The organism is Glutamicibacter sp., assembly GCF_032154645.1.
GTDB lineage: Bacteria > Actinomycetota > Actinomycetes > Actinomycetales > Micrococcaceae > Glutamicibacter.
This window is the reverse complement of record NZ_JALDXV010000015.1, coordinates 65729-83764: the sequence shown is the minus strand read 5'-3', so window position 1 is coordinate 83764 and position 18036 is coordinate 65729. Positions and strand designations below refer to the sequence as shown.

Here is an 18036-nt window from a genome sequence, read left to right as displayed (position 1 = left end):
CGCAGGTGGAAGCCGACTTCGAGCGCATCGCCCGCATCGCCTACGCCGAGGAGCGGGCCTTCCGCCGCACCATCGCCTCGGGCACCACCCGCCTGGAAGAAGCACTAACCCAGGCCAAGGGCCAGGGCCAGAACCTCTCCGGCGACGACGCCTTCACCCTGCACGACACCTACGGTTTCCCGATCGACCTCACCCTTGAGATCGCCGCGGAAGCCGGGCTGAGCGTCGACGAGTCCCGCTTCCGCGAACTCATGAACGAACAGCGCACCCGCGCCCAGAAGGACGCCAAGGCCAAGAAGTCCGGCCACGCCGACCTGTCGCTGTACACCAAGTTGGCCGAGTCCGGCAATGTGCACTTCACCGGCTACGACACGCTTGTCGGCGAGTCGAAGATCCGCGGCATCATCCGCGACGGCGCCGTGGTGCCGTTCGCGGAGCAGGGCCAGGAGATCGACCTGGTGCTCGAGGAGACCCCGTTCTACGCCGAGTCCGGCGGCCAGGCAGGCGACGTCGGCTTGATCACCGGCGACGGCTTCCTGCTGGAGGTCACCGACGTACAGGCTCCGGTCAAGGGCCTGAACGTGCACAAGGTCATCGTGCGCGAGGGTGAACTGCCCGCCGAGGCACAGGTCCGCACCCAGGTCGACGCGGTGCGCCGCCACTCCGGCGAGCAGGCCCACTCCGCCACCCACCTGGTCCACGCCGCACTGCGCGAGCTGCTCGGCGACACCGCCACCCAGGCAGGCTCCTTCAACAAGGCTGGCTACCTGCGCTTCGACTTCTCCTGGGCCGAGGCGCTCTCGCCGGCCGCCCGCAGCGAAGTTGAAGAGGTAGTCAACCTGGCCATCGCCGCCAACCACCAGGTCATCACCAATGAGATGGCCCTGGCCGAGGCGAAGAAGCTGGGCGCGATGAGCCTGTTCGGCGAGAAGTACTCCAACGACGTACGCGTGGTGGAGATGAACGGCGCCTGGTCGCGCGAACTGTGCGGCGGCACCCACGTGGATTCCACCGCCCGCATCGGACAATTGACCCTGCTCTCCGAAGCTTCCGTGGGTTCGGGCAACCGTCGCGTCGAGGCGCTGGTCGGTATGGAGGCCTTCCGCCACGGCGCCGCCGAGCGCGCACTGGTCTCCGAGCTTTCGGGCCTGTTCCGTGTTCCTTCCTCCCAGGTCTCCGAGCGCGTGAACGACACCGTCGCCAAGCTCAAGGCCGCGGAGAAGCAGATTGCGGAACTGAAGAGCGCAGCAATGCTTGCGCAGTCAGCAGCCCTGCTGGAAAAGGTCGAGACCATTGGCGCAACCCGCCTGCTGGCGCACAACGCCGGCGTGGTAGATTCCGCCGACGCCCTGCGCACCATGGCACTTGACCTGCGTGGCAAGCTCGGCTCCGACGCGGCAGTCGTCGTGCTCATCGGCGTGGCCGGCGGACGTCCGCTGGTGCTCGCGGTGACCAACGATCAGGCCCGCACCAACGGCTTCAAGGCCGGCGCCCTGGTGCGCACCGCCACCGGCGTGCTCGGCGGCGGCGGCGGCGGCAAGGACGACATGGCCCAGGGCGGCGGCCAGGATGCATCGCGCATCGACGAAGCCCTAGCCGCAATCCGCGCGGCGCTGGCCAATGCCTAACATCGCCTTCGGCGTCGACGTGGGCCTGGCCCGCGTCGGCGTCGCCGTGTCCGACCCCTCAGGCATACTCGCCACCCCAGTGATGACGCTGCGCCGCGATGCCAAGAAGAACTCGGATCGCCGCATGCTGCTGCGCATGATCGGTGACCGGGGAGTTCAAGAGGTGTATATTGGCGAGCCTAAATCCCTTGCCGGCAATTCCACCGATTCCACGAGGATGGCCCGCGACTACGCGATCGCCCTGGCGGAGGAAGCGGCAGACGCCGGTGTCGAGGTGGAGATCTTTCTGGTCGACGAGCGGCTGAGCACGGTGCATGCGCATCGCGCACTGCACGCTTCGGGCAAGAAGATGCAGGACCACCGACAGGTGGTCGACCAGGTCGCCGCAACCGAAATCCTGCAGCAGGTCCTGGAAATGCGCCGCAACAATGTGCGCGTCCAGGCTCAACGAGTGGTGCTGAAGTAACGCACTGATGCACCGCCGGAAGTACCCGAGAAATGAGAGTTAATGCGAGATGAAGAACGCGCAGATCAGCAGCGCGCTAGGCGCAAAGCACTCTACGACCGCTTCGCAGCGCGGCAGCAGAACCCTGTCGCCAAGGCTTCATCGCCCGAACTTTCAGGTCTCGGGTACTACCATCTAGACGGGCAGGACGCCGCTCACGATCCGGCGGCATCGCCCGCAGAACCGGCGGCCGATGCCCAGCCGCAGACCCAGTTCCTCCCGCAGGTTGAATCTGCGGACCATGAGCAGTCTGAACCGCACCCGGAGCATGATGCATTTGCGCCGCTCGAATACGAGCATGAGCATGAGGCCGACGCCGAGCAGGCTTCGCACCTGAAGCAGCACCGCAAGCGGTCCAAGCGCAAACGCAATTTGGTCATGGTTGCAGTGGTGCTGATTTTTGCACTGGTAGTCGGCGGTTCGATCTTCACCGTGCAGTCGCTGGTCAAGCAGTTCAATCCCGATGACTACGCGGGCCCGGGCGGGGCCACCGTGGAGTTCACCGTCGAGGACGGGTGGGGCGTGAAGGTCATCTCCCGCAAGCTCGAGGACGCAGATATCGTCGCCGATGACAAGCTCTTCTCTCAGGCGGTGGAAGATTCCACGGCATCCAGCAAGGTCATCCATCCGGGCACCTACCTGCTGCGCCAGCAGATGCCGGCGGCCGACGCAGCGGACGAACTCATCAACAACCGCCCTGACAAGGTGTTCTACGTCGCGCTCAAGTCCAACCTGCGCCTGCCCGCCGCGCTGCAGGAGATCGCCGACGGTTCGGGGCTCAAGATCGACGAGCTGACCAAGCTGGCCAATGATCCCAAGAAGTTCGGACTGCCCGCCGAAGTGAAGAACCTTGAAGGCTGGCTGCATCCGGGCGAATACCGCTTTGCACTGGATTCCAGCGCCCAGGACGTACTTAAGACCCTTGTCGACGCCACCAAGAAGTCGCTGCAGGACGCCGGGCAGAAGGACCTGTCCAAGGGCTACCGCGCACTGAAGATCGCCTCGATCATGCAGGCGGAAGCTACGCCGAACGACTACGCGACGGTCGCCGGTGCGATCGAAAACCGGCTGCACCCGAGCAACAAGGAAACCGGCGGCCGCCTCGAGGTCGACTCCTCGGTGATCTACGGGCTGGGACGCTACACCTTGCAGTTCAGCTCCGACGAACGCCGGGACAAGGCCAACGCGTACAACACCTATGTGCATCCCGGGCTGCCGCCGACCCCGATCGGTTCGCCCAGCGGCGATGCGATCAAGGCGGCGGTGAACCCCGAGTCGAACAACTACTACTACTGGGTCACCGTCAACACCCAGACCGGTGAAACCAAGTTCGCCTCCACCTATGCCGAACACCAGAAAAATCAGGCTCAGTTCCGCACCTGGTGCGAACAGAACGCCGACGTGTGCAAGTAAAACATCCAGGACCCCGCACCTAGGGTGCGCAAAAGAAAGCAAAATTCTATGTTGCAGGCTGCAGTGCTGGGCAAGCCCATCTCCCATTCGAAGTCACCGGTGCTGCACCGCGCCGCCTACCAGCTGCTGGGCGTAAATATCGACTACCGCGCCGTCGAGCTGGACCCTTGCCAGGCCTCCGAACAGGCCCGGCTGCTGCGCACGGGAGGCTGGGCCGGCTGCTCGGTCACCATGCCGCTCAAGGACGTGTTCGTCCCGCTGATGGATCGGGTGTCCGAGCGGGTGCAGCGGCTGGGGGCGCTGAACACCATCGTTGTTCGGCAGGATGGCGGACTCTACGGCGAGAATACCGACATCCTCGGCCTGGTGCACGCGCTGAACGATTTTGGTTTGAGGAAGGTCGCTGCGCCGACGATCCTCGGTTCGGGCAACACCGCGTTGGCAGCCATCGAGGCCTGTGCAATGCTCGGCGCCGCCGAGGTTCAGCTGATTGTGCGCGACGCCGGACGGTCGAAGCGCGCCGAGGCGCTGGCCAACACGCTGGGAATGCGGACGCGGGTAGTCCAGATCGACCAGCTCGCCGACCTGCCTGCCCCCTTGGCCGACGCAGAACTGGTTTTCTCCACCCTGCCGCCGCGCGCGGCAGATTCCTGGGTCGAGGCCTTGGGTCCCTGTGCCGGCATGCTGCTCGACGTCGCCTACGATCCATGGCCCTCGGCACTGGCCGCTTCCTGGGAGGGTCCGGTGGTTTCGGGGCTTCACATGTTGGTGCATCAAGCGGTCGAACAGGCCCGGCTCTTCACCGGAATCGACTTCGACGCAACCACCCGTGAGAACGTCACAAATGCGATGTACACCTCTTTGGGGCTTCATCGACACGGTTAATGCGTGCAGGTCATGGCAAAATGGTGGACATGTTGCGTTGGTTGACCGCGGGCGAATCACATGGCCCGGCTCTCGTTGGAATTCTTGAAGGACTACCCGCCGGTGTTTCGGTGGATAGCGAAGCAGTGCGCGATGCACTGTCACGGCGCCGCCTGGGCTATGGCCGCGGCGCCCGAATGAAATTTGAAAAGGACCAGGTCACCTTCCTCGGTGGCGTCCGCCACGGCAAGACCCAGGGCGGTCCGATCGCCATTGAGATCGGCAACACCGAATGGCCCAAGTGGGAACGTGTGATGAACGCGGACCCGGTGGACCTCGACGAGCTTGCCTCGCTGGCACGCAATGCACCTCTGACCCGGCCGCGTCCGGGCCATGCAGACTTCACCGGCATGCAGAAGTACGGATTCGACGACGCCCGCCCGGTGCTCGAGCGCGCCAGCGCCCGTGAAACCGCCGCCCGCGTTGCCCTGGGCGCGGTGGCTTCGCGCTTCCTGAACGACCTGGGCATCACCCTGGTCTCGCACACCACCGCCGTCGGCGCCGTCGCTGCACCGGCCGATGCTCCGCTGCCCACCGCGGCAGACGTCAAAGCACTGGATGCCGACCCACTGCGCTGCTTCCACAAAGACACCTCCGCCGCAATGGTGGCCGAGGTCGATGACGCCCACAAGGCGGGGGAGACCCTGGGCGGCGTCGTCGAGGTGCTCGCCTACAACCTGCCCCCGGGCATCGGCTCCTACGTCCATTGGGACCGCCGCCTCGACGCGCGGCTGGCAGCGGCCCTGATGGGCATCCAGGCGATCAAGGGCGTGGAAGTCGGCGACGGCTTTGCCACCGCCGCCCGCCGCGGATCGGCGGCCCACGATGAGATCGTGCACGCAGAAGACGGAGGCATCAAGCGCGCCTCGAACCGTGCCGGCGGCATCGAGGGCGGCATGAGCATCGGCGAGGTGCTGCGCGTACGCGCCGCCATGAAGCCGATCGCCACCGTCCCACGTGCCCTGCGCACCATCGACACCGCCACCGGCGAAGAGACCACCGCGCACCACCAGCGTTCGGATGTCTGTGCAGTGCCGGCCGCCGGCGTCGTCGCAGAAGCCATGGTCGCCCTGGTGCTGGCCCAGTCGCTGCTGGAGAAGTTCGGCGGAGACTCGGTCGCCGAAACCAAGCGGAACATCGAAACCTACCTGGCTAATATTCCTGCCAGCCTGGAATCCACCGGCGTCTAACAGCCGGCCGAAAGAACACTACTTAAATGATCTATCTCATTGGTCCGATGGCCAGTGGCAAGTCCACCGTGGGCAAGTCACTGGCCACCGTGCTTTCTACCGACTTTTTCGACACCGACGCACTGATCGTTGCCGAGCACGGCTCCATCGCCTCGATCTTCGCCGCGCACGGCGAGCAGCGCTTCCGCGACCTGGAACAGCAGGCGCTGGCCACAGTGCCGCAGGGGGTCATCGCCACCGGGGGCGGGGCGGTGCTGCGCGAAGCAAACTGCCAGGTGCTTAACACCGGCACCGTCGTATATCTGGAAATGAGCGAGGAAACCGCCGCGACCCGCCTCAAGGGTGATAACAGCCGCCCACTGCTGGCAGGTGACGCAGCCCTCACTTCCTGGATCTCGCTCTACCGCACCCGTCGGAGCATTTACGAATCCCTAGCTGACGTGCGTGTTTCGGTAGACCATAAGACTGTTCTACAAATTGTCGAAGAAATCTTGACTCAGCTGCCGCGAATGTGATTAGTGCCACGAGATAAGGTTTCTGGGCTAACTCACAGCTACGCTGGAAAAATCAGCACCATCAGGAGGAATCAATCTGATGCCCTTGGCACCAACCACACTTCAGGTCACTGGAAACACCCCGGATCAGTCTTACCCGGTTTTGGTAGGTAATGGACTGCTCGGCCAGCTTCCCCAGTTGCTCTCGGCTACCGTCAAGAAGGTTCTGGTCATCCATCCCCGCGCACTGCGCGCCACCGGTGATCTGGTCCGCGACGATCTGGCAGGTGCCGGATTCGAAGCGCTGACCGCCGAAATCCCTGATGCCGAAGAAGGCAAGCACATTCAGGTTGCATCCTTCTGCTGGGAGGTGCTGGGAAAGAACGATTTCACCCGCACCGACGCCATCGTCGCGGTGGGCGGCGGAGCGGTCACCGACCTTGCAGGCTTCGTCGCCGCGACCTGGTTGCGCGGAGTGAAGGTCATCCACATCCCGACTTCTTTGTTGGCAATGGTCGACGCCGCCGTGGGCGGTAAGACCGGCATCAACACCGCCGAGGGCAAGAACCTGGTGGGAGCGTTCCATCCGCCTGCAGCCGTGCTCGCAGATCTGGATGCCTTGGCCACCCTACCCAAGAACGAGCTGATCAACGGCATGGCCGAGGTCGTCAAGACCGGATTCATCGCCGATGAGCGCATCCTCGAACTGATCGAGGAAGATCCCGCCGACGCCATCGATCCAGCCAGCGACCGCCTGCGCGAACTAGTGGAGCGCACCATCGCGGTGAAGGTCGGCGTGGTCTCGCGGGACCTGAAGGAATCCGGCGAACGCGAATTCTTGAACTACGGCCATACCCTGGCCCATGCCATCGAACTGGCAGAGCGCTACCAGATGCGTCATGGCGCAGCCGTATCCATCGGTTTGAGCTTCGCGGCGGAACTCGGCCGCTCGGTGGGCTACACCTCCGACGAACTGGCCGACCGCCACCAGAGCATCCTCAAGTCCCTGGGACTGCCGACCAGCTACCGCAACGACCGTTGGGCCGCCCTGCTGGATGGAATGAAGCGGGACAAGAAGTCACGCGGCAGCCAGCTGCGCTTTGTCGTGCTGGAAGAAATCGGCAAGCCGCGCATCTATGAGGTACCGGATAATTCGCTGCTGTTCGCGGCCTACCAGGAGATCGGGGAATAAGTATGAGCAACTACACCGGCTATGCCATCGACGTCGCCTCGGTCAACCGTGAAGGCGTCGGCACCTCCATTCCAGGCGTGCTGATCGACCCGACCACGCTCAAGCCCTACATCGCCGACGACGCGGCCGCCAGCTACCAGATGCAAGTGGGTTCGCCCACCGACCAGGTGGCAATTCTCCTGGCCCGCGGCGAACTTGCCCAGGCCGGTGAGTTGATCGCCGAGTCGCGCTTCACCGATCCAACCAACGCCTACCTGCGCGTGCTTGATACCGAGCTGACCCGTATGCAGGGGAATTTCGACCGTGCGATCAACCGTCTTCGCAAGCTGGCAGAGGAGTTCGCAGGCACCGAGTTCGAGCCGCTGATGCACCACCACCTGGGCTTCAGCTTCTTCGCCAAGGGTGACTTCAAGGCGGCCGCCACGCGCTTCCGCAAGGCCATGGACCAGCGCATCGAAATGAACGACGACGGCTACCTGATCAACGCCTCGAGCGTCTGCCTGCAGATCGCCGAAGAACGGGCTCACGCCTAGCACAGCCTTCGCAGCCGGCGCACGTAATGCGCGCCACCTGCAGACCCCTGCCGCTCACCATGCCGGATAGGGTAAAATGATAGATGGATTTTTGATAATGCCTGCCTTGGTGCGGGCGAAATAGAGGATTGAGGAATCGTGGCGGATACAACCGACATTAAAAATGGCGTGGTCCTGAAGATCGAGGGCCAGCTGTGGACCATCATCGACTTCCAGCACGTGAAGCCAGGCAAGGGCGGCGCATTCGTTCGCACCAAGATGCGCAACGTGATGAGCGGCAAGGTCGTCGACAAGACCTACAACGCCGGCACCAAGATTGAGACCGCAACCGTTGACCGCCGCGATTACCAGTACCTCTACCAGGACGGCGCAGACTACGTCTTCATGAACCTGGACGACTACGACCAGATCACCGTATCCGGTGAAACCGTTGGCGACGCCGCCGGCTACATGCTGGAAAACCAGGAACTGACCATCGCCATGCACGACGGCAGCCCACTGTACCTGGAACTGCCAGCATCCGTCGTTCTTGAGATCACCTACACCGAGCCGGGCCTGCAGGGCGACCGCTCCTCGGCCGGCACCAAGCCAGCAACCCTGGAAACCGGCAAGGAAATCCAGGTTCCGCTGTTCGTTGAGCAGAACACCAAGGTCAAGGTCGACACCCGCACCGGCGACTACCTGGGTCGTGTCAACTAGTGCGAGCACGAGCCAAAGCCCGTCGTCGCGCCCTCGAGTTCCTGTTCGAGGCTGAGGCCCGCGATGTCAATCCGGTAAACGTTGCCATTGCACGCCGTGAAAATTCGGACATCGTGCTCAACGAGTACTCGATGACCCTCATCGAAGGCGTGATGGCACACCTGGATCGCATCGACGAGGTCCTAGAAAGCTATGTGAAGGACTGGACCATCGACCGCATGCCGGCCGTTGACCGTGCAGCCTTGCGCATCGGCGTATGGGAATTGCTTTACAACGACGATGTGCCCGATGCTGTTGCAGTGTCCGAGGCGGTCATCAACGTTCGCGAGCTGTCCACCGACGAATCACCCGAATTCGTCAACGGCGTTCTGGGCCGCATCCAGAGCGTCAAGGACACCCTGGTCGACTAACCTCGATTCTTGACTGAGCCGCAGTTCAAAACCCCAGCGGTTTTGGGCTGCGGCTTTTGCATGCCCAAAATACCGGCAAGACACCGGGTCGCGCATGCATAAATACAACCGGCAACCCGCATATTTGCCTACAAATTCCCTAGCATCGAGAAGCGATCAGGCAGGCCAGATGCGGATGTGGGGAACCCAACAAGCGGGTATTTTGGTATGCCATCTAGGGGTTTTCCCTGAAACCTTGCGGAAGTTCGAGCCATACCCAGCGGTAGTATGAACACGTGGTGAGCTTAAACACGCATCATTCATGATCATGCATAGGTTCTCGCTAGGAAACCATCAGCCAGCGTGATAATTTGAAGTAGCAATATTCCTTTAAATCCCGTCCAGTGAGGCGGAGAAGGGAGAGGTGCACAGCATGAGTGAAAATTCTGTGCCAGATGACGCCCGCACGGTGCTAACCGGCGACGACATCGAACGTGTACTAACTCGCATAGCCTTCGAAATTATTGAAGCCAACAAGGGCGTCGAAGACCTTGTTCTCCTAGGCATTCCTCGCCGAGGCTTCCCGTTGGCGCAGCGCCTGGCGGCCCGCATTGCCGCCGCAGCCGACACCCCCATCGATCCGGCGGCTCTTGTCGGACAACTCGATATCACTATGTACCGTGACGATCTGCGTCACTCCACCACCCGCACCCCCGAGCCCACGAAGCTGCCTGCCGGCGGCATCGACGGCAAGGTAGTTGTCCTGGTGGACGACGTCCTATACTCCGGTCGAACCATCCGCGCCGCCCTCGACGCGCTGGCCGACTGGGGACGCCCACGCATCGTGCGGCTTGCGGTCCTCGTAGACCGCGGGCACCGCGAACTGCCGATCCGCGCTGACCATGTGGGCAAGAACCTGCCCACCGCAAAGAGCGAAAAGGTCCGCGTGCACGTGGCAGAGATCGACGGAATCAACGAAGTGAAAATCGAGGCAGCTGAATGAAACACCTCCTGTCCACCGCCGATCTGAGCCGTGAAGAAGCGATCCAGATCCTGGATATCGCCGGCGAAATGCGTGAAACCGGCACCCGCGCAGTCAAGAAGCTTCCAGCCCTTCGCGGCCGTACCGTGGTGAACCTCTTCTTCGAGGACTCCACCCGCACCCGCATCTCTTTCGAAGCCGCCGCCAAGCGCCTGAGTGCCGACGTCATCAACTTCTCCGCCAAGGGCTCCTCGGTGTCCAAGGGCGAGTCGCTGAAGGACACCGCCCAGACCCTGCTGGCTATCGGCGCCGACGCGGTAGTCATCCGCCACCCGGACTCCGGGGCGCCGGCGCGACTGGCAGCCACCGACTGGATCGACCTGCCGATCATCAACGCCGGCGACGGAACCCACGAGCACCCAACCCAGGCCCTGCTCGACGCCTTCACCCTGCGCCGCCAGCTGGCGCTGCGCGATGGCAGCGACGCCACGGGGCGAGGTCTTGACGGGCTGAAGGTCGCCATCGTCGGCGATATCCTGCACAGCCGCGTGGCCCGCTCAAACCTCTGGCTGCTGAACACCCTAGGCGCGGAGGTCACCATGGTGGCCCCTCCGACCCTGCTGCCGGTGGGCGCGGACATCTGGCCCTGCAAGATCAGCTACGACCTGGACGAGGTCATCGCCGACGGGGTCGACGCGTTGATGATGCTGCGTGTCCAGGGCGAACGCATGAAGGCCGCCTACTTCCCGAACCCTCGCGAATACTCCCGCTACTGGGGGCTTGACGACGGACGTTTGGACGCGCTGGATGCCTCCGGCGCCGAAACCCTGATCATGCATCCGGGCCCGATGAACCGCGGCCTGGAGATCTCCTCGGCCGCCGCTGATTCACCGCGCTCCACCGTGCTGGACCAGGTCACCAACGGCGTGGCGGTGCGAATGGCCAGCTTGTACATGCTCCTGTCCGGCGACCTGATCTAAGGAAAACACCTTCATGAATTACCTCATCAAACAGGCCGCCATCCTCGGCGGCCAGCCACAAGACGTGCTCATCGAAGACGGTGTGATCACTCAGATCGGCGCCGTCCAGGGCGCCGACGGCGTTCAGGAAATCGACGCCACCGGGCTGGTGCTGCTGCCGGGCCTGGTCGACACCCACACCCACCTGCGCGAACCGGGACGCGAAGACGCCGAAACAGTTGAAACCGGCACCCGCGCCGCTGCCAAGGGCGGCTACACCGCGGTGCACGCAATGGCCAACTCCACCCCGGTGGCAGACACCGCGGGCGTCGTGGAACAGGTCTACGAGCTGGGCCGCGAGGCCGGCTGGGTGGATGTGCGCCCGGTGGGCGCCGTCACCGTGGGCCTTGCTGGCAAGCAGCTGAGCGAGATCGGCGCGATGGCCGACTCCCGTGCGGCGGTGAAGATGTTCTCCGACGACGGCATCTGCGTTTCCGACCCGCTGCTGATGCGCCGCGCGCTGGAATACGTGAAGGCCTTCGACGGGGTCATCGCGCAGCACGCGCAGGAACCGCGTCTGACCGAGGGCGCCCAGATGAACGAGGGCAAGGTCTCCTCGGTGCTGGGCCTTCCGGGCTGGCCTGCGGTGGCCGAAGAGTCGATCATCGCCCGCGACGTGCTGCTGGCAGAACACGTCGGCGCCCGCCTGCACGTGTGCCATGTGTCCACCGCCGGCTCGGTGGAGATCATCCGCTGGGCCAAGGCCCGCGGCATCCAGGTCACCGCCGAGGTCACCCCGCACCACCTGCTGCTCACCGATGAAAAGGTGCGCACCTTCGACCCGGTCTTCAAGGTCAACCCGCCGCTGCGCCGCGAAGAGGACGTTCTAGCGCTGCGCGCAGGCGTGGCCGACGGCACCATCGACGTGATCGGCACCGACCACGCACCGCACCCTTCCGAGGCGAAAGACTGCGAATGGGGAGCTGCAGCCATGGGCATGACCGGTCTGGAAACCGCGCTGTCCATCGTCCAGCACACCCTGGTGGACACCGGGCTGCTCACCTGGGAAGACGTCGCCCGCATCACCTCCACCGTGCCGGCGCAGATCGGCCGTGTGGCAGATCAGGGCCGTCCGGTCGCCGTGGGCGAGCCGGCGAACCTGACCCTTCTCGACCCGGCCGCCCGCTGGATCGTTGATCCCTCCGCGATGGCCACCAAGGGCCGCAACTCGCCGTTTGCAGGAATGGAGCTGCCCGGGTCCATCCGCGCGACCTTCTTCCACGGCCACGCCACGGTGCTCGACGGCGAACTGGCCACCCCAAGGCCGCTGGATGCCTAAGGAAGCCATCCTCCCGGTGGTCATCACGGTCCTCGTGGTGATCGCAGCCTGTGCGGCAATCCTCATCGGTTGGCGCAACCTCAAGGCACGGCAGGCAGAAATTCCAGCACCCTTTGAGCCCTTCGACGACTCGATCCAGCACAGCTTCACCGGCATGTACGTGGCCACCACGAAGTTCGAAGACTGGCTGGACCGCATCGCCGTGCATGACCTGGGAGTTCGCTCCAACGCCGATTTGGAACTGGGGGAGCAGGGCATCCATATCCTGCGCCCAGGCACGTCGGATGTGCACATCCCCTGGACCGCGTTTGAGCGCGTGGTTCGTTCCAGCGGCATGATCGGCAAGTTCGTGGAGAAGAACGGCCTGATTGTGATCAGCTGGGAGAAGGACGGCTACACCTTCGACACCGGATTCCGTCCGCGTTTTGCAGCGGACACACCAAAGATTTATGAGATGCTCGCGTCGCATCAGGGCGGCGCGGCTGAGCAGGAGACTAACACGTGAATTCCTTGAGCAACCTTCCGGCCGTACTGGTCCTCGAAGATGGCCGCATCTTCCGTGGCCGCAGCTACGGCAAGGTCGGCACCACCCTGGGCGAGGCAGTATTCACCACCGGCATGACCGGCTACCAGGAAACCCTGTCGGATCCTTCCTACGCCCACCAGATCATCACCCAGACCTTCCCGCATGTGGGCAACACCGGCGTGAACGACGAAGACGCCGAGTCCACCCGCATGTGGGCCGCCGGCTACGTGGTCCGCGAGGCCAGCCGGCGCCCGAGCAACTGGCGCAGCCAGCGCTCCCTGGAAGACGATCTGATCGCCAACGACATCGTCGGCATCCGCGGGGTAGACACCCGTGCACTGACCCGCCACCTGCGCGATGCAGGCGCCATGAAGGCAGGGATCTTCTCCGGGGACGACGCCTCGGCCACCGATGCGCAGCTGATCGCCGCCGTGAACGCCCAGCCGTCCATGGAGGGCCGCAACATCTCCGCCGAGGTTTCGGTGGATCAGGCCTACATCGTCGAGCCGGCTGAGCACGGCTACGACGGTGCGGTCAAGTACACCGTGGCGGCCATCGACCTGGGCATGAAGTCAATGACCCCGCACCGCCTGGCCGAACGTGGCCTACGCGTGCACGTGCTGCCGTACAACGCCACCCTTGAGGACATTTTGGCCACCGGCGCCGACGGAGTGTTCTTCTCCAACGGACCGGGCGACCCCGCCACCGCCACTACCCAGGTGGAACTGGTGCGCTCGGTGCTCGACGCGAACATCCCGTACTTCGGCATCTGCTTCGGCAACCAGATCCTGGGCCGTGCCCTGGGCCTGGACACCTACAAGCTGCGCTTCGGCCACCGCGGCATCAACCAGCCGGTGCTGGACAAGGCCACCGGCAAGGTGGAGATCACCAGCCAGAACCACGGCTTCGCCGTCGACGCCCCCTTGGAAGGCAGCTTCACCGCCCCCGAGTCCCGCTTCGGACAGGTAGAGGTTTCGCACTTCTCGCTGAACGACCAGGTCGTCGAGGGCCTGAACTGCCTGGATATCCCGGCCTTCTCCGTCCAGTACCACCCAGAGGCAGCCTCCGGCCCGCACGACGCCGCCTACCTCTTTGACCGTTTCGTCTCCGCCATGGACTCCGCCGCAGAAAAGGACGCCAAGTAATGCCTAAGCGCACCGATCTCAACTCAGTTCTCGTCATCGGTTCGGGCCCCATCGTCATTGGGCAGGCCGCTGAATTCGACTACTCCGGCACCCAGGCGCTGCGTGTGCTGAAGGAGGAGGGCCTGCGGGTCATCCTGGTCAACTCCAACCCGGCCACCATCATGACCGACCCGGAGTTCGCCGACGCCACCTACGTGGAGCCGATCACCCCTGAAGTGGTCGAAAAGATCATCGCCAAGGAGCGCCCGGATGCGGTGCTGCCGACCCTGGGCGGCCAGACCGCGCTGAACACCGCCATCGCGCTGGACAAGAACGGCGTACTGGAAAAGTACAACGTCGAGCTGATCGGCGCGAACATCGAAGCCATCGAGCTGGGCGAAGACCGCGAGAAGTTCAAGGGCGTGGTGGAGCGCTGCGGCGCCGAATCGGCCCGCTCGGTCATCGTGCACACCCTGGACGAGGCCTTCGCCGCCGTCGAGCAGCTGAACTACCCCGTCGTGGTGCGCCCGTCCTTCACCATGGGCGGACTGGGTTCGGGCATGGCCTACAACGCCGAGGACCTGACCCGCATCGCAGGCGCCGGCCTGCAGTACTCGCCGACCACCGAGGTGCTCCTGGAGGAGTCGATCCTGGGCTGGAAGGAGTACGAGCTGGAGATGATGCGCGACAAGAACGACAACGTCGTCGTCGTCTGCTCCATCGAAAACTTCGATCCGGTCGGCGTGCACACCGGCGACTCGATCACCGTGGCCCCCGCCATGACCCTGACCGACCGCGAATACCAGAAGCTGCGCGACATCTCCATCGCGGTGATCCGCGAGGTCGGCGTGGACACCGGCGGCTGCAACATCCAGTTCGCGATCGACCCCGCCACCGGCCGCGTCGTCGTGATCGAAATGAATCCGCGCGTTTCGCGTTCCTCCGCGCTGGCTTCCAAGGCCACCGGCTTCGCCATCGCGAAGATCGCCACCAAGCTGGCCGTGGGCTACACCCTGGATGAGATCCCGAACGACATCACCCAGAAGACCCCTGCCTCCTTCGAGCCTGCACTTGACTACGTGGTGGTGAAGGTTCCGCGCTTCGCCTTTGAGAAGTTCCCGGCCGCCGACGCGACCCTGACCACCACCATGAAGTCCGTGGGCGAGGCCATGAGCCTGGGCCGCAACTTCACCGAGGCGCTGCAGAAGGCCCTGCGCTCCCTGGAGCAGAAGGGCTCGGAGCTCTCCTTCGAACCGATTCCCGCAGACCAGCTCGACGCCGTGATGGCGAAGATCGACAAGGGCTCCACCGACCGCCTGGGTCTGGTGCAGCGTGCGTTGCTTTCCGGAAAGAGCGTCGAGGACCTGTTCGAGGCCACCAAGATCGACCCATGGTTCCTTGACCAGCTTGAGCTGATCAACGAGACCGCGGCGCTGATCGCACAGAACAAGGACCTGGACGAGGAAACCCTGCGCGAGGCCAAGCGCCACGGCTTCTCCGACGCCCAGATCGCCAAGCTGACCGGCAAGTCCGAGGCGGTGGTGCGCGGCGTGCGCCACGCACTGAACATCCGCCCTGTCTACAAGACCGTTGACACCTGCGCGGCCGAGTTCGAGGCCTTCACCCCGTACATGTACTCCTCGTACGACGAAGAGACCGAGCTGAGCGCCCACGAGAAGAAGTCGGTCATCATCCTGGGCTCCGGCCCGAACCGCATCGGCCAGGGCATCGAGTTCGACTACTCCTGCGTGCATGCGGTGATGGCCCTGCGCAAGGCAGGCTACGAGACCGTGATGATCAACTGCAACCCGGAGACCGTGTCCACCGACTACGACATCTCCGACCGCCTGTACTTTGAGCCGCTGACCCTGGAAGACGTGCTTGAAATCATCCACGCCGAAGAGGAAACCGGCGGCGTGCTGGGCGTGTTCGTGCAGCTCGGCGGCCAGACCCCGCTCAAGCTCGCAGCAGAGCTGAAGGCGGCCGGCGTGAACATCCTGGGCACCAGCCCAGAAGCCATCGACCTGGCAGAGCACCGCGGCGCCTTCCAGCGGGTGCTGGATGACGCCGGGCTGATCGCGCCGAAGAACGGCACCGCCGTCTCCTTCCCGGAGGCCAAGCAGATCGCCGACTCCATTGGCTACCCGGTCCTGGTGCGTCCAAGCTACGTGCTGGGCGGCCGCGGCATGGAAATCGTCTACGACGAGGCCTCTCTGGAGCGTTACATCACCAACGCCACCGAAATCACCGTTGACCACCCGGTGCTCGTCGACCGGTTCCTGGAAGACGCGATCGAGATCGACGTGGATGCCCTGTTCGACGGCACCGACCTATACGTGGGCGGCATCATGGAGCACATCGAGGAAGCCGGCGTCCACTCCGGCGACTCGGCTTGCACCCTGCCTCCGATCACCCTCGGCCCGGACGTGCGCGCCCGGGTCAAGGAAGCCACCCACGCCATCGCCGAGGGCGTGGGCGTACGCGGGCTGATCAACATCCAGTTCGCACTGGCATCCGACGTGCTCTACGTGATCGAAGCGAACCCACGCGCCAGCCGCACCGTGCCGTTCACCTCCAAGGCCACCGGCGTACAGCTGGCAAAGATCGCCGCACTGATCGGCGTCGGTGTGACCCTGGCCGAGCTGCGCGGCAGCTACCTGCCGGCCACCGGCGACGGCGCCAACCTGCCAGACTCGGCCCCGATCGCAGTCAAGGAAGCGGTCATGCCTTTCGCCCGCTTCCGCACCCCTGAAGGCAAGGTCGTCGACTCGCTGCTGGGCCCAGAAATGCGCTCCACCGGCGAGGTCATGGGCATCGATAAGTACTTCGACACCGCGTTCGCCAAGTCGCAGGCCGCGGCGAACAACCCGCTGCCCACCGGCGGCAAGATCTTCGTCTCCGTCACCAACCGCGACAAGCGTTCGATCGTCATGCCGGTCAAGCACCTGGCGGACAACGGATTTGAGATCATCTCCACAGGCGGCACCGCAGAGGTGCTGCGCCGCAACGGCATCCCAACCCAGGTAGTCGGCAAGCTGCATGAGGGCGGCGAATCCATCATCGATCTGATCAACGCCGGCCAAATCGGCCTGATCCTGAACACCCCATCGGGCTCCGACGCCCGCGGCGACGGCTACGAGATCCGTGCGGCGGCCACCTCGGTGGGCACCCCGGTGATCACCACCGTTGCAGAGTTCGGCGCTTCGGTCCAGGCCATCGACGCCCTGCGCGAATACGCGTGGGACGTCACCAGCCTGCAGGAGCACGAAGCACATCTAGAAGGAGCTCGCGCCAATGGCTAAGCCAATTGATTTCGGCACCCGGCTGCGTGCGGCGATGGACGCCTCCGGACCGCTGTGCGTAGGCATCGACCCGCATCCCGGACTGTTGGAGGCTTGGGGCCTGGAAAACAACGCAGCCGGAGTGCGATCTTTCTCACTGGCCGTTGTTGAAGCGATGACCGGCGTTGCAGCCATCCTCAAGCCGCAGGTGGCTCTCTACGAACGTTTTGGATCAGCCGGGTTCGCCGCGCTGGAGGAAACCTTGGCGGCCGCCAAGTCCGCCGGCTTGTTGACCTTGGCCGATGCAAAGCGCGGGGATATCGGCTCGACGATGGCAGCCTACGCCACCGCATGGCTCGATGATTCATCGCCACTTGCCTCCGACGCGGTAACCCTGAGCCCGTACCTGGGCTACGAATCGTTGCGCCCGGCCATCGACCTGGCCGCAGCCACCGGCAGGGGAGTGTTCGTCTTGGGCCTCACTTCCAACCCTGAGGGTCCGTCGGTGCAGCACGTCGGCGGTAGTAACTCAGTTGCTAAATCAATCATTGACCAGGTCACAGCGGATAATTCAGCTGCCGACGATTTGGGTCACGTTGGTTTGGTAGTCGGTGCGACCATCGGTGACGCGCCCGCGAAACTCGGGATTGACCTGACTGCGTCCAAGGCGCCACTGCTTACCCCAGGTCTTGGGGCGCAGGGTGCCACAGCACAGGACATCGCCGCGTCCTTCGCCTCCAGCTATGGACAAGTTCTCGGCACCAGCAGCCGCGACATCTTGCGGGCCGGACCCAACGTACAGGCTTTGCGTGATAAAGCCCTGAACGTTCGCGATGAATTGCTCGCAGCCAAGTAGTA

The 18036-nt window shown here is 64.0% G+C and carries 17 protein-coding genes; all 17 read left to right on the top strand.

The window, feature by feature from the left end:
• The coding region (locus tag RUH64_RS12710; protein ID WP_313813834.1) for an alanine--tRNA ligase-related protein at nucleotides 1-1628 on the top strand (1628 nt) is incomplete at its 5' end.
• Entirely contained in the window at nucleotides 1621-2094 is a 474-nt protein-coding gene (gene ruvX, locus RUH64_RS12705; protein ID WP_313813833.1) for a Holliday junction resolvase RuvX, read from the top strand. The genes RUH64_RS12710 and ruvX, both read left to right, overlap by 8 nt.
• A 42-nt stretch (nucleotides 2095-2136) precedes the next feature.
• A complete protein-coding gene (gene mltG / locus RUH64_RS12700) occupies nucleotides 2137-3546 on the top strand; it encodes an endolytic transglycosylase MltG (RefSeq protein ID WP_313813831.1) in 1410 nt (469 codons plus the stop codon).
• Nucleotides 3547-3594: 48 nt separating this feature from the next.
• A complete protein-coding gene (locus tag RUH64_RS12695) occupies nucleotides 3595-4431 on the top strand; it encodes a shikimate dehydrogenase (RefSeq protein WP_313813829.1) in 837 nt (278 codons plus the stop codon).
• A 29-nt stretch (nucleotides 4432-4460) separates the two neighbouring features.
• On the top strand, nucleotides 4461-5660 hold the full coding sequence (gene aroC, locus RUH64_RS12690; RefSeq protein WP_313813827.1) for a chorismate synthase: 1200 nt from the start codon (nucleotides 4461-4463) through the stop codon (nucleotides 5658-5660).
• 26 nt (nucleotides 5661-5686) lie between these two features.
• Nucleotides 5687-6175, top strand: a complete 489-nt coding sequence (locus RUH64_RS12685; protein ID WP_313813826.1) for a shikimate kinase — start codon at nucleotides 5687-5689, stop codon at nucleotides 6173-6175.
• 79 nt (nucleotides 6176-6254) lie between these two features.
• Nucleotides 6255-7346: a 3-dehydroquinate synthase gene (gene aroB / locus RUH64_RS12680; protein ID WP_313813825.1), complete on the top strand. Its 1092-nt coding sequence runs from the start codon at nucleotides 6255-6257 to the stop codon at nucleotides 7344-7346.
• 2 nt (nucleotides 7347-7348) lie between these two features.
• On the top strand, nucleotides 7349-7879 hold the full coding sequence (locus RUH64_RS12675; protein WP_313813824.1) for a tetratricopeptide repeat protein: 531 nt from the start codon (nucleotides 7349-7351) through the stop codon (nucleotides 7877-7879).
• 138 nt (nucleotides 7880-8017) lie between these two features.
• Complete coding sequence (gene efp / locus RUH64_RS12670) at nucleotides 8018-8578, top strand: elongation factor P (RefSeq protein ID WP_313813823.1); 561 nt, start codon at nucleotides 8018-8020, stop codon at nucleotides 8576-8578.
• Nucleotides 8578-8988: a transcription antitermination factor NusB gene (gene nusB, locus RUH64_RS12665; protein ID WP_313813822.1), complete on the top strand. Its 411-nt coding sequence runs from the start codon at nucleotides 8578-8580 to the stop codon at nucleotides 8986-8988. The genes efp and nusB overlap by 1 nt, the downstream gene beginning before the upstream one ends.
• 412 nt (nucleotides 8989-9400) lie before the next feature.
• Nucleotides 9401-9970, top strand: coding sequence for a bifunctional pyr operon transcriptional regulator/uracil phosphoribosyltransferase PyrR (gene pyrR / locus RUH64_RS12660; protein ID WP_313813821.1), 570 nt, complete (start codon nucleotides 9401-9403; stop codon nucleotides 9968-9970).
• A complete protein-coding gene (locus RUH64_RS12655) occupies nucleotides 9967-10929 on the top strand; it encodes an aspartate carbamoyltransferase catalytic subunit (RefSeq protein WP_313813820.1) in 963 nt (320 codons plus the stop codon). The genes pyrR and RUH64_RS12655 overlap by 4 nt, the downstream gene beginning before the upstream one ends.
• A gap of 13 nt (nucleotides 10930-10942) precedes the next feature.
• On the top strand, nucleotides 10943-12247 hold the full coding sequence (locus RUH64_RS12650; RefSeq protein ID WP_313813819.1) for a dihydroorotase: 1305 nt from the start codon (nucleotides 10943-10945) through the stop codon (nucleotides 12245-12247).
• Nucleotides 12240-12752 (top strand): hypothetical protein, encoded by a 513-nt coding sequence (locus RUH64_RS12645; protein ID WP_313813818.1) that lies wholly within the window; start codon nucleotides 12240-12242, stop codon nucleotides 12750-12752. Before RUH64_RS12650 ends, RUH64_RS12645 begins: the two co-directional genes overlap by 8 nt.
• Nucleotides 12749-13918 carry a glutamine-hydrolyzing carbamoyl-phosphate synthase small subunit gene (carA, locus tag RUH64_RS12640; RefSeq protein ID WP_313813817.1) on the top strand — a complete coding sequence of 390 codons (1170 nt, stop codon included), beginning with the start codon at nucleotides 12749-12751 and terminating at the stop codon, nucleotides 13916-13918. Before RUH64_RS12645 ends, carA begins: the two co-directional genes overlap by 4 nt.
• A complete protein-coding gene (gene carB / locus RUH64_RS12635) occupies nucleotides 13918-17199 on the top strand; it encodes a carbamoyl-phosphate synthase large subunit (RefSeq protein ID WP_313813816.1) in 3282 nt (1093 codons plus the stop codon). The genes carA and carB overlap by 1 nt, the downstream gene beginning before the upstream one ends.
• On the top strand, nucleotides 17192-18034 hold the full coding sequence (pyrF, locus tag RUH64_RS12630) for an orotidine-5'-phosphate decarboxylase (protein WP_313813814.1): 843 nt from the start codon (nucleotides 17192-17194) through the stop codon (nucleotides 18032-18034). The genes carB and pyrF overlap by 8 nt, the downstream gene beginning before the upstream one ends.
• The last annotated feature ends 2 nt before the right edge of the window (nucleotides 18035-18036 follow it).